The sequence below is a fragment of the Caulobacter sp. Root1455 genome (genome assembly GCF_001426905.1).
Classification (GTDB): domain Bacteria; phylum Pseudomonadota; class Alphaproteobacteria; order Caulobacterales; family Caulobacteraceae; genus Caulobacter.
On sequence record NZ_LMFQ01000002.1, the window covers coordinates 45179 to 59765 of the forward strand.

Below are 14587 nucleotides of genomic sequence, written 5' to 3' on the forward strand. Positions count from 1 at the left end.
GCGAGGCCGGCGGCCACGGACCTTCGACGCGCGGCGCGGCCGCGACGAATCGACTCCCGCGAGCGCGGTCGAAACGAGATGACCGTCGGCGTTCGGTTCAAGGCGACACCGAAAGTTGAATCGTCTAGCTGTAGCGGCGGGGCAGTTCAGGGGCGGGCGTTTTGACGGCGGGGAGTGGTGTGGATCGCAACGCGGCGTCGCCGGGTTTCGACGGCGCGTCGGATGCTTTCGCGCGCGCCCATGACGCCCTGCTGCGTGGCAAGGATCTGCAGTTCGAGCCGACCGCCGCGCCCAAGCCGCCGAATGTGCCCGACTGGCTGCTGGCGATCGGCAAGGTCCTTGGGGCCGCCGCGCCCTACCTGGCCTACGTGTTCTGGGGCTGCCTGATCCTGGGCGCGGTGATCATTCTGTATTTCCTGGCCCGCGAGCTGATCGGCACGCGCTGGCCGTCCTTCAGGCCGAACAAGGGTCCCGTCCTGGGCGACGAGGCCTGGCGGCCCACCGCCGCCAAGGCGCGGACGCTGCTGGAGGACGCCGACAAGCTGGCCGCCGCCGGCCGTTTCGCCGAGGCGGTGCACCTGATCCTGTTCCGCAGCATCGAGGACATCGAGGGCAAGCGCCCGGACCTGATCAAGCCCGCCCTGACCAGCCGCGACATCGCCCAACTGGAGGGCGTGCCCGAGCGCGTGCGCCGCACCTTCAGCGAGATCGCCCGCGTGGTGGAGCGCAGCTTCTTCGGCGGCCGCTCGGTCGGGGCCGACGAATTCGCCGCCTGCCGCAAGGCTTATGAGGGCTTCGCCTTCACCGAGGCCTGGCGATGAGCGACGCCCAGACAATCACCACGGCGGACATCCCGCGCGACGGCGACGGGCGGCTGTTCTCGCCCAAGATCGTGCTGGGCATGATCCTGGCCGGGGTCTTCGCCTTCTCGGCCTTCGTGGTGCTGTCGACCTACGCGCCGGACCTGCAGTCGGGCGACAACGGCCAGGCCCACGCCCTGTCGAAGTCGGCCGTCGGCTATGGCGGCATGGTGCGCCTGCTGCGGGGCCTGGACGAGCCGGTGGTGGTCAGCCGGCGCGACCTCAGCCGCGACCAGCCGGCGCTGATCATCTTCACGCCCGGCCCCAATGTTTCACGCGACGCCTACATCAAGGCCGCCCAGCTGTCCTCGCGCACCCTGGTGGTGCTGCCCAAATGGCGAGGCGGGCTCGATCCCAAGCATCCGGGCTGGGTCAGCGACCTGAAACCCATCGCCCCGCGGGATCAGACAGACCTGCTGAAGGCGATCGGAACCCCCAAGGCGACGACGGCGATCGCGAAGGGCGCCGGCCCGCGCCGGCTGGTCGGCGCGCCGGGAAGTCTGGCGGAAGGGATGTCGGTCGACACCGGCCCGATCCGCGACCTGCAGAGCGTGTCAGGGCCGGGCCTGGTCCCGGTCCTGACCGACGCGCAAGGGCGGATCGTGCTGGCCCGGCGGATGCCTACCGAGACCTACATCCTGGCCGATCCGGACCTGATCAACACCATGGGCCTGAAGGACATCCGCACGGCGCGCGCCGGCGTCGGGATCCTGCGGACGCTGCGCGACGACGGCGCCGTCGGGCGGGCCTATCGTCAGGACGTCGGCCGGACCATCGCCTTCGACGTCACCCTCAACGGCTTCGCCCGCTCGCGCAGCGTGCTGAAGCTGGCCTTCGAGGCGCCGTTCGTCGGGGCGACCCTGTGCCTGGTGGCCGCCGCCCTGCTGATGGGCCTGCACGCCGCCGCGCGGTTCCGGGCGGTGCGGCGCGGCGAGCGGGCCCTGGCCCTGGGCAAGGACGCGCTGATCGACAATTCCGCCGGCCTGATCCGGATGGCCAAGCGCGAGCCGGCCCTGGCCCCGCGCTACGCCGAGCTGCAGCGCGCCGCCGCGACCAAGGCCCTCGGCGGCGCGCGCGCCGGCGGCTCGCGGCTCGAGGGCCAGGCCCTGACCGATTTCCTGGACCGCCAGGGCGAGCGCTTCGGCGCGGCCGACAGCGCATCAAACCTGGACGAAGAAACCCGAACGGTCCGTTCGTTGGGCGACCTGATGAAGGTCGCCGCTAAATGGCATCAGTGGAGACTGGAGATGACCCGTGAACGTCGCTGAGGTGCAGGCGCTCGCCGGCCGAATCCGAGCGCAGACGGCCAAGGCCGTGGTCGGCCAGAACGACACCATCGACCTGATGCTGACGGCCCTGTTCGCCGGCGGCCACGTGCTGCTGGAAGGTCCGCCCGGCACGGCCAAGACCTTCCTGGCCCAGTGTTTCGCCCAGGCGGTGAACCTTCGGTTCGGCCGCATCCAGTTCACCCCCGACCTGATGCCGGGCGACATCCTGGGCGCTAACCTGTTCAACTTCCAGACCAGCGCCTTCACCCTGGTCAAGGGGCCGATCTTCTGCGAGCTGCTGCTGGCCGACGAGATCAACCGCACCCCGCCCAAGACCCAGGCGGCGCTGCTGGAAGCCATGCAGGAGCGCAACGTCACCCTGGACGGCGAGCGCCACCCGCTCAGCGACCGCTTCATGGTAGTGGCCACCCAGAACCCCCTGGAGCAGCAGGGCACCTATCCGCTGCCCGAGGCCCAGCTTGACCGCTTCCTGTTCAAGCACGTGCTGGCCTGGCCCAGCCTGGCCGAGGAGACCGCGATCGTCTCCAGCCATGGCGGCCGCACCGGCCAGCCTTCGCCCGAAGCGTTCGGCGTCGAGGCGGCCGGCGACAGCGCCACCATCGCCCAGGCCGTGGCGGCGGTGGCGACCGTGCGCCTGACCGACGACATCGTCCGCTACATCGTCGGCGTGGTGCGGGCGACCCGCGACACCGGCGAGCTGTCGGGCGGGGCCTCGCCGCGCTGCGCGGCCATGCTGGCCGTGGCGGCCCGGGCCCGCGCGGCGCTGGAAGGCCGCGACTACGTGATCCCCGACGACGTCAAGGCCCTGGCCCTGCCGGCCCTGCGCCACCGGGTGATCCTGTCGCCGGCCGCCGAGATCGAGGGCCGCAAGGTCGACGACGTGGTGCGCGGCCTGGTCGACCAGGTCGAGGCTCCGCGATGAGCCTGCCCACGATGAATCTGGAAGCCTAGGGACCGGCCTTGCGGATCTATCCCACAGCCAGAGCGATCTTCCTGATGGTCCTGGGCGCGCCCCTGGCCCTGGCGGCGGCGCTCGTCTCGGCGCGGCTGTGGCTGGTGGGGCCGGCCTGGATCGCCCTGGTCGCGGCCCTGCTGTTCGTCGACGTCCTGCTGGCCCCCGGCCGGCGCCGAATGCAGCTGACCCTGACCGCGCCCGGCTCGATGGCCAGCGGCGCGACCCGGCCGGCGCTGCTGCGGGCCGTGTTCCCGCGGGGCGTGGCGCCGGGGGGCGTGGAGTTCGCCGTCGACCTGGACGACCGCCTGACAGCCGAGCCCGCCCACGGCCGGGCCCGTGTCCATGAACGCCAGGCCGGCCTGCCGCTGAGCCTGACCGCCGTCCGGCGCGGGGAGGGCAGGGTGCATCGCGTCTCGGCCCGCTGGCGCGGCCCGCTGGGCCTGATGTGGAAGCAGCGCGACGACGCGCTGGACCAGGTGATCCCGGTCACCCTCGACATCGCCGGCGTCAAGGAGGAGGCCCTGCGGCTGTTCTCCCGCGACCCGTCCGTGGGCCATCGGCTGCAGCTGGACCTGGGCGGCGGCAGCGACTTCCACGCCCTGACCGACTTTCGCCCCGGCATGAACCGCCGGGCCATCGACTGGAAGCAGTCGGCCCGCCACGGCGCGCTGCTGGCCAAGGAGTTCCATGTCGAGCGCAACCACCACATCGTGGCGGCCATCGACACCGGCCGGCTGATGAGCCAGTCGCTGCTGGGCCGACCGCGCCTGGACCACGCCCTGAACGCCACCCTGCTGCTGGCCTATGTGGGCCTGAAGATGGGCGACAAGGTCGGGCTGTTCGGCTTCGACGCCAAGCCCAACGTGATGAGCGGCGTCACCTCCGGCCCCAACGCCTTCGGCGCCCTGCAGCGCCTGGCCGCCAAGATCGACTACTCGACCGAAGAGACCAACTACACCCTGGGCCTGACCCAGCTGTCGGGCCAGCTGTCGCGGCGATCGCTGATCGTGGTCTTCACCGACATCGCCGACTCCACCAGCGCCGAGCTGATGCTGGAGAACGTCGGCCGGCTGCTGCGCCAGCACCTGGTGCTGTTCGTGATGATGCGCGACGAGGAGCTGGAGGCGATCGAGCGCAAGGCGCCCGAGAGCGGCGACGACGTCTCGCGCGCCGTGGTCGCCGCCTCGCTGCTGCGCGAGCGCGACGTGGTGGTGGCTCGCCTGCGCCGCATGGGCGTGGAAATCGTCGAGGCGCCGGCCGACCAGGTCGGACCGGCCTTGCTGGCGAGTTATCTGGACCTCAAACGCCGGGACCTGCTCTGATGGCCGAGCTGCACCTGAAGAGCTACCGCTTCCGCGCCGAGCGCGAGGACGACTGGCGCCGGCTGGAGAAGCTGCTGACCAAGGTCGGCAAGGGCTCGCCCCGGGCGTTGAGCGACGAGGAGCTGTTGGCCATGCCGGTGCTCTACCGCCAAGCCCTGTCGTCGCTGTCGGTGGCCCGCGCCACCTCGCTGGACCAGGGTCTGGTCGACTATCTGGAGAGCCTGAGCACCCGGGCCTATTTCCTGGTCTACGGCACGCGGTCGAACCTGGTCGAGCGGGTGGGGGGCTTCTTCGCCCGGGCCTGGCCCGAGGCCGCCAAGGCGCTGTGGCGCGAGACCCTGGCCAGCTTCCTGCTGACCCTGGCCGGCGTGCTGGCCGCCTATTTCCTGACCCTGCACGACCCCGACTGGTTCAGCGCCTTCGTGCCCGACGGCCTGGCCAACGGGCGCGGGCCGACGGCCTCGGTCGAGGCGATGCGGGCGACGCTCTACGACAAGGGCAAACATGACGGCCTGTCGGTGTTCGCCGCCTTCCTGTTCACCCACAATTCGGGCGTGGCGATCTTCGCCTTCGCCCTGGGGTTCGCCTTCTGCCTGCCGACCGCCATGCTGATGGCCTATAACGGCGCGATGCTGGGGGCCTTCCTGGCGGTGTTCGGCATGCGGGGGTTGGGCTTCGAGGCCGGCGGCTGGCTGGCGATCCACGGGGTGACCGAGATCTCGGCCGTGATCCTGGCCGGCGCGGCGGGCCTGCGGATCGGCTGGACCCTGGCCTTCCCCGGCGACCTCAGCCGTCCGGCCGCCATGGCCCAGGCGGGCCGGCAGTCGGCGACCCTGATGGCCGGGGTCGTGGTGATGCTGTTCTGCGCCGGCATCCTGGAGGGCGTCGGGCGGCAGGTGATCCAGAACGATTTCGCCCGCTACGGCGTCGCCCTGGCCACCCTGGTCGCCTGGCCGGCCTATCTGTACCTGCCGCGCCGCCAATCGTCGCGCGGGGGGAGCGTCGCCTGATGAAGTCCGCGCGCAAGACGGCCAAGGCCGCCGCCGCGGCGATCGCCGAACCGGGTCCTCGCGAGGACGACCGGGCCCGGTCGCTGGTCACGCCGGAGGGCGTCGACCTGAAGCTGCGCCTGGGCGACGCGGGCGAACGCGCCGCCGCCCTTCTGATCGACCTGGCGATCATGCTGGGCGTGCTGATCGCCTTCGCCCTGTTGGCCCTGCTGGCCATGATCGGCTCGAAGGGCAAGGGCTGGGAGGTGATCGGCACGGCGGCGCTGCTGGTGTTCTTCGTGCTGCGGAACCTCTATTTCGTGCTGTTCGAGCTGACCCCCGGGGCGGCGACGCCAGGCAAGCGGGCCATGGGCCTGCGGGTGGCGGCCCGCAACGGCGGACGCCTGACCGCCGACGCCATCTTCGCCCGCAACGCCATGCGCGAGATCGAGCTCTATCTGCCGCTCAGCTTCCTGGCGTCCAACGGCGACCAGGTGGGGGCCTGGGTCAATCTGGCGGGCCTGGTGTGGTGCGGCGTCTTCGTGCTGTTCCCGCTGTTCAACCGCGACCGCCTGCGGGTGGGCGACCTGGTGGCCGGCACCTGGGTGGTCAAGGCGCCGACCCGCAAGCTGGCGCCCGACCTGGTCGAGACCTCGCGGCCGTCGGTCGGACGCTTCAAGTTCACCATGGCCCAGCTGGACGCCTACGGGGTCAAGGAACTGCACGTGCTGGAGGACGTGCTGCGCCGCTACGAGATCAAGACCATCGCCCTGGTCGCCGCCCGCATCCGCCTGAAGATCGGCTGGCAGGCCGCGCCCGACGAGTCGGACGGCGACTTCCTGGCCGCCTACTACGCCGCCCTGCGCGGCCGCCTGGAGTCGCGGCTGCTGCTGGGCAAGCGCCGCAAGGACAAGCACGACAAGAGCTGAACCCACCCACGCGCCAACGTTGCGGTGGAGGTATTTTCTGCCACAATCTGAAGTGGCGGCGTTCTTCCGGACGCCGCCGTCAGGGGCGGGCAGGCATGGATTCTCGTTGGGTTCGGATCGTCAACCGGGTGTTGCTGGGATTTGTCTGGTTCGTCTGCGTGCCGGCGATCTTCGCCTTCTTCTACACCGTCATCGAGACCCAGTCGGCGGCGCGCGTGGCGGTCGGCGCGAACTCGCGGCTGGCGCCGTTCACGATCAGCCGGCTGGCCGATCGCCTGGACGCCCTGGAGGCCGAGATCGCCCGGGCCAGCGCCGAACTGACCGCGCTCGACGAGAAGATCAGGGCGTCCCAGGAGAAGGTCGACAGCGCCAAGCACAAGAGCACCGCGGCCATCAATTCGGTGTGGATCACCCTTCACAACACCCAGCCGACCTGCGACCCGATCGAGAAATGCCTGGACGACATCGTCACCGAGAACGAGCAGCGCTCCTGGCCCGACGGCGCTGAAATCCCCAAGCGGGTCGCGCTGGCCCAGGAGCTTTACGAGGACTACCGCGGCGCCCTGTTCATCACCAACGACCTGCAGGACAGGAACGGTCACGCCGAAGCCGCGCTCGCCGCCGCCAAGGCCGAGTATCTGGGGACGCAGGCCCCCGCGGCCGCGGGCCGGCCGGACCCGAAGGCCGATGACGCGAGCGACGGCGACGCGGTGCTCGAGGCCGCATCGCTCGGCGACGGGTCGATCGACGACCAGAAGGCCGTCGCGCTCAGCTACAACAAGCAGCGCGCCATTCCGCTGTTCGAGTTCGCCTTCTTTCTGCCGTCGGGCGTCATCGTCGCCAGCTTCACCGGCTTGATGGGGGCCATCGGGGCGGCGGTCTACTCGCTGTATATCGAGCTCGGCGTCCTGGCGGCGCCGAGGCGGGCGCCGGCGTCGGATCGAACCTGGATGGCGTTCGGCGTCAGGCCGCTGCTGGGGGCGCTGGCCGGTTTCACGGTCTTCTTCGTCATCTCGGCGGGCGCCAGTTTCCTGATCCAGCCCCAGGCCGCCGAGGCCACCCAGGCGGTGAACCAGCTGTCGCCGCCCGCCCTGGCCTCGCTGGGCCTGTTCGCCGGACTGGCCTCGGAGCGAGCGCTCAAATGGCTGATCGAGAAGGCCAACAGCTTCTTCAAGTCGTCGGGCGAGGACGGCGCGGCGGCGGGCTGACGGCCCTAGGCGAAGACCTTGACCAGGCGGTCCGTCGACGTGCCTTCCTTGTTCACCCGCAGTTCCTGGTAGACCGCCACGGCGACGGTCGCGCTGAACAGGCCGGTCAAGGTCTGGAGCGCGGGAGAGGCGATCAGGTTGACGAAGGCGATGTCCAGGGCGCCGGTGATCAGGGTGACAAGCCAGGCGGCCAGCCATCCGACCAGGCCGATCGCGACCAGCAAGCCAAAGATGTCTCCCCTGGCGTTTTCCGTCAGCGCGTTGCTGCGGCGGATGGAGTCCATCACGCCCAGGCGCTCGGTCACCATGGCGGGGACCACCACCATCCAGGCCAGGGACAGGATGACTCCTGGAATGATCAGCAGGATGAAACCGGCGACGGTCCCCAGGGTGGTGACAAGCCCGAGGGCCACTAAGGTCAGGTAGTCGTTCAAACCGCCGAAGGGCGCACGCCCGCCCGTGTCATCTCGTACGGCGTGGCGCGCGACCACCGCCTGGAGCGCGACCACCGCCTGGAGCGCGACCAGGCCGAGCATGGAGACCAGAACGGTGGCGACGAGCAGGAGCCAGCTTTCCAGCGAGGTGAAGGCCGTATCGGGCTTGAACAGGTGCGCGCTGAGGTAGGTGGTGGCCGCGTCCGGCAGGCCGGAGAAGGCGGCCGACCACAAGAGGAGTTTGACGGGGTCGCGTTTCAGGAGCGCCAAAGCGCCCCTGAGGACGCGACCCGTGTCGAACCGGGCGTGAACGGCGATGTCGCTCATGCCTAGTCGAACACCGACGCCAGGGCGTCGGGACCGACGCCTTCGCGCGTGCCGCGAAGCTCGGAATAGAGCGTCGCGCCGCCGGCCGTGGTGATCAGGGTGCTGATGGTGGCGATCAGCGGGGAGGCGACCAGCGAGACGATGTTGATCGAGCTGGTGAAACCGGCCGTCGTTTCCGGGGTGGGCAGGCCCTTGGACAGCGCGAAGGGCATGAAGGCGGCCATGATCACCGCCTCCAGAATCCACACGGCGATCACATAGATCACCAACAGGCCGAAAATCGCCCAGCGGCGGCCGCGGGTCAGGTCACGGCTGCGTTGGAGGGCGTCCATCACGCCGATCTTCTCCACGACCTTGGCCGGCACGGCGACCGACCACATCACGGCCAGCATGATCCCCGGAACGATCAGCAGGACGAACCCGATCATCAGGCCCAGGCCCATCAGGATCGCCAGGCCGAGCAGCGGCAGCCAGTTGCGCAGGCCGACCTTCAGGCTCTCGCCGACGACGACGCGACGGCCGTTCAGGTCCGCCACCGTGGCGTGGACGATCGCGGCCTGCAGCACGAAGGCGGCGACGATCATGACCACCAGGCCCACGAGGGTGCCGGCGACCGCCTGCGGCGAGAAGGTCTGCTGCTGACTGACGAACGAGATCTGGGCCAGGCTGACCAGCAGGTTGGGCAAGCCGCCCAGGATCAGCGCCAGAAGGGCGAAGGGACCGAAATTGCGGCCGATGACGGAAAAGGTGCCTGAGATGACGCGGCCGATCTCGAATCGGCGCGGAACCACGGTCGTATCGGTCATGTTGGATTGCCCCCAAAAGCTACGCTTCCGTTCAACCATGCGGTGAACCTTGTGTCCATCTCCGGAGCGTCCATCCCCGCTCGCGCCTGAGCAGAGTGAAGCGAAATCAGTGCTTTAGAGGAAAACGCGCGTTTCCGATCCTTGGGTTCCCGGCCTGCCGCATAATGCTTGCACCTGAAGGCACGGGGAGGGCGCACGTACGGCGACCGATGCGGCCTTCAGGGGTGGACGAGCGGGAAGGCTTGTTCGCCGTGTCTTCTTCGGAAGACGCCTAAGGTTGGTTCGGAGCAGGTTCGCCTTAGTCGCGACGAAGCTCCGGCGCCCAGGGTAGGCGGATCGGGCCAGCAGGCATGCGGGGGTTACGCATGCGGTCGGACACCTTCCAGAACCGACACAAGCTCTCAGTGACGATCTAGCCGTTCGAATCGTACCCGGCGCGGCAATCCAGCGCCGAGCCGTCAAGTTTTTAGGACATCCCGCCATCTCGCCTTGCCGTTGCAAATCGAACCGTCTTCCACGAGAGTCGCCCCGGTTGCGCCATGACGTCTCCCGGCAACCCACGATCGGACCTCAAACTTGAAAATCCCGACCAAAGGCTGGCTCGTCGCTCTCGGCGCGTCCGCCGTTCTAGCCGTCATTTTCGGAAGCCTCTGTCTCCTCAAGGCGCGCGAAGGCGCAGAACTGGACAGTTGGATTTACTTTGGTGCACTCGCGGTTACCTCGCTCGGGAGCCTTTGGGCGGCTTGGATCCTGAGCGTTCCCACCGGCGGTAGCGAGCTGACACCTGCGACCCAGGACCTAATCCAGGCGCGCCGCGCGGGCGCCATCGCCCTGCTGTTCGGCGCGCCCTGGCCGCTCCTCCTAGCCAACGCGCTGCTGACCCCGAACCGAACACCCCAGGATATCGGACCGTTCGACGTCCTGACTTGGCTCGGCACACTGGCGACCCTTGCGGCCGTCGTTAGCGGGGCCTGGGTCGCCGTCTACGTCAAACGGCGTGACGACGAGCGTCAGCATGCGCTCAGCCTGATGGATATGCGCCAGGCCTGGATTAACGACCTCAGATCTGACCTAGCGCGGCTTCTCACTGCCGCCCGCGAAGTGCAGCTCGCAAACGAGGCGGCGACCCCAGATCCAGAGGCCGCCCGGCGCGCTCTCGGCCTGCAGGAGACGATAGCGTTGCGGCTGAACCCCGTGGAGGCCCACCACCACATGCTTTTCGCGGCGGTCCGGGGTCTGCTGCGCGCCGCTGGGGTCAACGACCAGCTCCGCGACGCGACCACGCCTTCGCCCCGCACCCCGACCACTACCTTCGACGTCGGCGTGGAGTGGGTGCGGACGCTCGGCCAACTCGTACTCAAGATAGAATGGGTGGTGACCAGTCAGGGCCGGCAAGCGATCGAGGCGAAGGCCGCTGAACAATGGTCCGAGTTGAGACAGTTCGAACGCACCTACTGGGGTGAACTGCTTGGCATCGTGCCTCGGCTCGTGAGCCTGCGGCAGCGCCATGCGGCCCTGACCGGCGGACCCGAAGTCCAGATCGCTTCCGAGGCTGGCGCGACGGCTGAGCCATCCGGCGACAACGGGACGGGCTGATCTAGTGGTCAAAATCCGCCGTATAGACAGCTTTAGAGCTGTCGTCTTTTGATCGACGTCGCATCGCGGGGATCTGTGGTCAGGTCGACTCTCGATCACGGCGTAGACGGTCCGCTTCCCACCCCAGGAGGACATTGCGACGGCCCGGTTCCGAAGTAAGCGTCAGGTTCAGGGTGCCGCTCGCTGCGCACTCCATGCGGCCAAAACGTACCTTGCGGGGGTCGTTGCCCACTTGGGCGTAGGTGCGCAGATACGGATGCTCTGGAGAACTATGAGTGGCCGTTGGCGATCTGAAGCGGAAGGCGGGCGCCACCGACGACTATCTACGGCTACGGAAAAGAACGCCTTGACCAGCCTATGCGCATGTCAGCTTTGGAGGAATTCGGACTTATCGGGTAAGTCCTTGGCTGGCTGATTTGGGTATTTTGCGGGGGTGCTCACTTGGACTTAAATGCTGAAATCGCCAAGATGGGTTTGGGCTCCTGGGCTGATTGGTTCTCTGGGACCATGTCCTTCATTGCCGTCGCCGTAGCGTTGCTAGGCTACTCTATCGCCAGCTTTCAACGAAAAGCTGACCAGCGCGAACGGGACGAGACTGCCGCCCGCCTGCTCGTCATGAAGGTCTTCCAGTTGGTCAACAGGACCGACGACATCTACCGACCACTCGTCGAGGCTTTAGCAAGACCGCCGATGGATGGCCTTTGGGGTGACCAAAAGTGGCGACGGGTGCGAGGCGTTACCGGTGTCCGTGATGACACCGGATTGGCGCTTGATGGAAGCCAGGAGGACATGCTCATCCGCCTCGGCGAGTACTCGCTCCTCATGTCGCTAATGCTGGAAATCAGCCGCTATCGCACCCTAACCCAGCACATGCGGGACTATGTCGTTCGACGCGACGCACTACTTGAGCTGCACCCTGCGCCCGTTGAGGTGGACGGCGTCCACGCGGTGCTTCACTTGGACCGGGCCGAGGTCATGCGTGTTTTGCCATATGCGAATGCACTTGAGGCACTAATCAAGGAGATCCTTGAACAGGCCGAAGACAATCGAACGAACACCCGTGCGCTTGGACCAGCTTGCAACGACTTCGTAAAGAAGCATTTTCCCAGGACCAAGTTCCCGAAGCTTCTGGCGCCCAACCCCTGATGCTTGGAGATCGTCAGCCAGCGCCAAGATACTAAGTCCTGCGGGCACCCGACGTAACCTTACTTCGATGACCCACATGAGCGCGCCGTGTTTCGAGCTTTAAATATGGGGCAAAGACCAGTTTAAGTTCCCCTAGCCAATGGTCGATCCATTCGCGACGAGGCTGAACTGCCTCGGGTCCAGGATAGAGCCGCGCGGCCGGTGTTTCGAACGTCAGCCGATCGTCAACGGCGGCAATCAATATTTCCATCCAATCGGCCACTCCCTGATCAAAAAGAAACGGCGCGTCGATTCGTGCCTCCTGAAAATGCCTGAGCACCAGCCGGACCTTGTCCAGATCGCGTTCTTCCACGCAAAAGATAACGTTGCGCGCGGTCAGATAGATTGGACGTCGTTTGTCGTAAAGATCGAGCTGAAGCTTGGTTCGCGCGGTCACCGCCTGTCGGTGCGCAATAGTGGCAGCGACGAGGCCGACCACCACCACGGCGACCGCACTAAATGCAGGTGCATATTGCACCGGCCAAGGCGGGGCGGTTGGAGCGAGAGCCTGGGTAATAACCTGTAGCATGGCAGAGTAGCCCTTTCGCATTCGCTCCAATCCCGGAACGGCCCGCACCCCTCGCGCATCCGGCACCTGTGGGGGCTCTCGACTTCAATCAGGCTCAGCAAGGCAGGTGTTTTGGACGATGGCATCCATTGCGGAATACGTGGCCCCGCCAAAGCGGGGCCACGTACCCTGAACACTTACTTCCCGCGCTTCTCGTCTTGGGAGAGGACGGAGCCGGCCAGCCGCATCTGTTCGGAGCGACTGGCGGGCTTGCCGGCCAGCACCTTGGCGGCGAGGCTGCTTACGGGTTGAGAGGTTTGCTTACGGGCCATGACGGCCTCCCTGCTGTGTTGGACAAAACCAGCCCATTGGGCTAACACGCAGGCCGTGGAGACCCCATTGAGGGTCCCCGCGGACTGCGGCTGGAACCCCTTTTCAGGGGCTACAGTCTTCTGAATTCGGTGTGTGAAGTCACCTTTGCACTCCTTGTTCACGCGGTTCTGTGCAGCGTGCGTCGCCGTAGGAAGCTGTCACGCTGCACACTCGAAACTTCAGATGATGGCCATGTCGCGTTCGCGCGCCGTGGCCATCATTCTTTAAATTACCTCTCCATCGTCATGGTCATCGTCGCCAGTGGGCGCTCCAACCGGATGCAATTGCAGGGGAATTTCTTTCGGCGCGCCGAGGCGTGTCCCAGCGACAGTCGCACCGCGTTCCGTCATACGGAAAATGCCGTCCTCGACACGCTCGACATAGTTGACGCCCACGAAGTTCATCATCTTCGTTCGAGCGGCAGCCTTCGTCATGATCACGCCCTCAAGCGAAGCGAACTTGACCACATCGTCGTAAGTGAACGTGGCCGGGTATCGAGCCGACGCAAAGCCCAGGATGGCTTTCCAGTGGGATGACAGTCCCTTTCGAAGCTTCAGAGGTCGGGGACGAACAGCGTGTTGGCTGTGAGCCTGGACTAGTCGCGCCTCTGCTTCCCTAGTCGCATTGACGGCGGTCGCAGGGTCAGCTGCAGCTACCTCAGCAGCCGATTTGCCGCCAATCATCTCCAGCACTTCTTGAAAGACGCGGATTTCGGTCAGGAGGGTGTCCCTCTGACGATCCAGTTTCGCGAGGCTGGCTCGCTTCTCTTCGAGCCGAGCTTTGATGTTTGCGACCGTATCCATGCCCTTGAATGCCACGATCGACAAATGGTCGCAACATGGGTTAACGCAATCACGTATGGTCACGCTTGGAACAAATCATGATCACATCACACCACGTAAGGCAAAGCTTCCTGTTTTTCCTAACTGAATCCGTGGCTTGTGGCGTGACGGGGAATTGATCCACAAGCTAGGTGTTTCCGGTGGACGAATTTAATCCCTGCTGACATGCGTCGTTGCGACGACCGTCCGGCCCCGATTGAGGCTCGCCATCAACGTCCCAGTGCTGGAACGGCAGACGATTCTATTGGCGAGCGCCTGTCGATGACCTGGACGGTGAGCTGGGTTTGCATGGTGCGCGGTCTTGGCGACGCTCTTGCCGATGCCTTCGCGGTTTCGTCAGGCGCAGATCACGGAGAAGGTCGCGACATTGTCCACCACCTATTGGGCGACGTGAGGGTTCACATAAGGGATATGGCCAAACTGCTTCTCAAGCGCGGCCTTAACCTTTTTCACCTCGCCGCGCGGCGCCCAGTGACGCCGGTTGAAGTTGTCGGCGATCCCAATTTTCAGCAAGCGGCCGCGTGCGACCGCGTTCTGGGTCCATGGAAAATAGACGCTCCATCGATCGCCGATTTTGAGTTGCTTGGGCAGGCCACCACCAAACGGACCCGTTGAGCGGTACGGCATCTCGTTGATGTCGTTGATGGGCTGGAGAAGAGAGAAGGTAGTCTTGAATAGCCCTTCCCTGTGGATGCAGATGACCGAGTAGAACTCCACCTCGGATGGGCCGTAGTTGCTGGCCGACACGCACATGAACATGGGCCTGTTTTCGGGCTCGATCCCTGGGCCTGTGATTGTGGCCTGGTGGAACGACACACGCACGTCGCCCTTCGGGTAAATGAACTTAGACCAGACATTCCAGACAAAGCTGGCCAGGGAAATCGCCACCGAGAACAGGCTGACGATCAGGGCATAGTCGGCAGTTGTCAGTGACGCTTTCATGCGCGCAGCTTAAGCTAGGGCGG

15 protein-coding genes are annotated in these 14587 nt (G+C 66.3%); 9 read left to right on the top strand and 6 right to left on the bottom strand.

Features of this window, described 5'->3' with window-relative positions:
- The first annotated feature begins 179 nt into the window (after positions 1-179).
- From ASD21_RS02745 to ASD21_RS02775, 7 genes are all read left to right on the top strand, one after another.
- Positions 180-821, top strand: coding sequence for a hypothetical protein (locus ASD21_RS02745; protein ID WP_056436440.1), 642 nt, complete (start codon positions 180-182; stop codon positions 819-821).
- A complete protein-coding gene (locus ASD21_RS02750) occupies positions 818-2128 on the top strand; it encodes a hypothetical protein (protein WP_056436442.1) in 1311 nt (436 codons plus the stop codon). The genes ASD21_RS02745 and ASD21_RS02750 overlap by 4 nt, the downstream gene beginning before the upstream one ends.
- A complete protein-coding gene (locus ASD21_RS02755) occupies positions 2115-3071 on the top strand; it encodes an AAA family ATPase (RefSeq protein ID WP_056436445.1) in 957 nt (318 codons plus the stop codon). The genes ASD21_RS02750 and ASD21_RS02755 overlap by 14 nt, the downstream gene beginning before the upstream one ends.
- Positions 3072-3109: 38 nt before the next feature.
- Positions 3110-4426: a DUF58 domain-containing protein gene (locus ASD21_RS02760; RefSeq protein WP_235523835.1), complete on the top strand. Its 1317-nt coding sequence runs from the start codon at positions 3110-3112 to the stop codon at positions 4424-4426.
- Positions 4426-5436: a stage II sporulation protein M gene (locus ASD21_RS02765; RefSeq protein ID WP_056436448.1), complete on the top strand. Its 1011-nt coding sequence runs from the start codon at positions 4426-4428 to the stop codon at positions 5434-5436. Before ASD21_RS02760 ends, ASD21_RS02765 begins: the two co-directional genes overlap by 1 nt.
- A complete protein-coding gene (locus ASD21_RS02770) occupies positions 5436-6344 on the top strand; it encodes an RDD family protein (protein ID WP_082554601.1) in 909 nt (302 codons plus the stop codon). Before ASD21_RS02765 ends, ASD21_RS02770 begins: the two co-directional genes overlap by 1 nt.
- Positions 6345-6439: 95 nt before the next feature.
- A complete protein-coding gene (locus tag ASD21_RS02775) occupies positions 6440-7552 on the top strand; it encodes a hypothetical protein (RefSeq protein ID WP_156390701.1) in 1113 nt (370 codons plus the stop codon).
- 5 nt (positions 7553-7557) lie between these two features.
- Here the strand turns inward: ASD21_RS02775 and ASD21_RS02780 are convergent, their stop codons facing one another.
- Positions 7558-8313 carry a hypothetical protein gene (locus ASD21_RS02780; protein ID WP_056436454.1) on the bottom strand — a complete coding sequence of 252 codons (756 nt, stop codon included), beginning with the start codon at positions 8311-8313 and terminating at the stop codon, positions 7558-7560.
- Between the two features lie 2 nt (positions 8314-8315).
- On the bottom strand, positions 8316-9119 hold the full coding sequence (locus ASD21_RS02785) for a hypothetical protein (protein ID WP_056436457.1): 804 nt from the start codon (positions 9117-9119) through the stop codon (positions 8316-8318).
- 576 nt (positions 9120-9695) lie between these two features.
- On the opposite strand from ASD21_RS02785, the gene ASD21_RS02790 reads away from it, so the two are divergent.
- Complete coding sequence (locus ASD21_RS02790; protein ID WP_056436460.1) at positions 9696-10715, top strand: hypothetical protein; 1020 nt, start codon at positions 9696-9698, stop codon at positions 10713-10715.
- A gap of 507 nt (positions 10716-11222) precedes the next feature.
- Entirely contained in the window at positions 11223-11861 is a 639-nt protein-coding gene (locus ASD21_RS02795; protein ID WP_156398264.1) for a hypothetical protein, read from the top strand.
- A 31-nt stretch (positions 11862-11892) separates the two neighbouring features.
- On the opposite strand, the gene ASD21_RS23755 is transcribed toward ASD21_RS02795, so the two are convergent.
- The 4 genes from ASD21_RS23755 to ASD21_RS02805 form a co-directional block, all read right to left on the bottom strand.
- Positions 11893-12450, bottom strand: coding sequence for a hypothetical protein (locus ASD21_RS23755; protein ID WP_156398265.1), 558 nt, complete (start codon positions 12448-12450; stop codon positions 11893-11895).
- A 155-nt stretch (positions 12451-12605) separates the two neighbouring features.
- Positions 12606-12740: a hypothetical protein gene (locus ASD21_RS25005; protein WP_268761054.1), complete on the bottom strand. Its 135-nt coding sequence runs from the start codon at positions 12738-12740 to the stop codon at positions 12606-12608.
- A gap of 264 nt (positions 12741-13004) precedes the next feature.
- On the bottom strand, positions 13005-13607 hold the full coding sequence (locus ASD21_RS02800) for a hypothetical protein (protein WP_156398266.1): 603 nt from the start codon (positions 13605-13607) through the stop codon (positions 13005-13007).
- A 393-nt stretch (positions 13608-14000) separates the two neighbouring features.
- Positions 14001-14564 (bottom strand): hypothetical protein, encoded by a 564-nt coding sequence (locus tag ASD21_RS02805; RefSeq protein WP_056436468.1) that lies wholly within the window; start codon positions 14562-14564, stop codon positions 14001-14003.
- Positions 14565-14587: the final 23 nt, after the last annotated feature.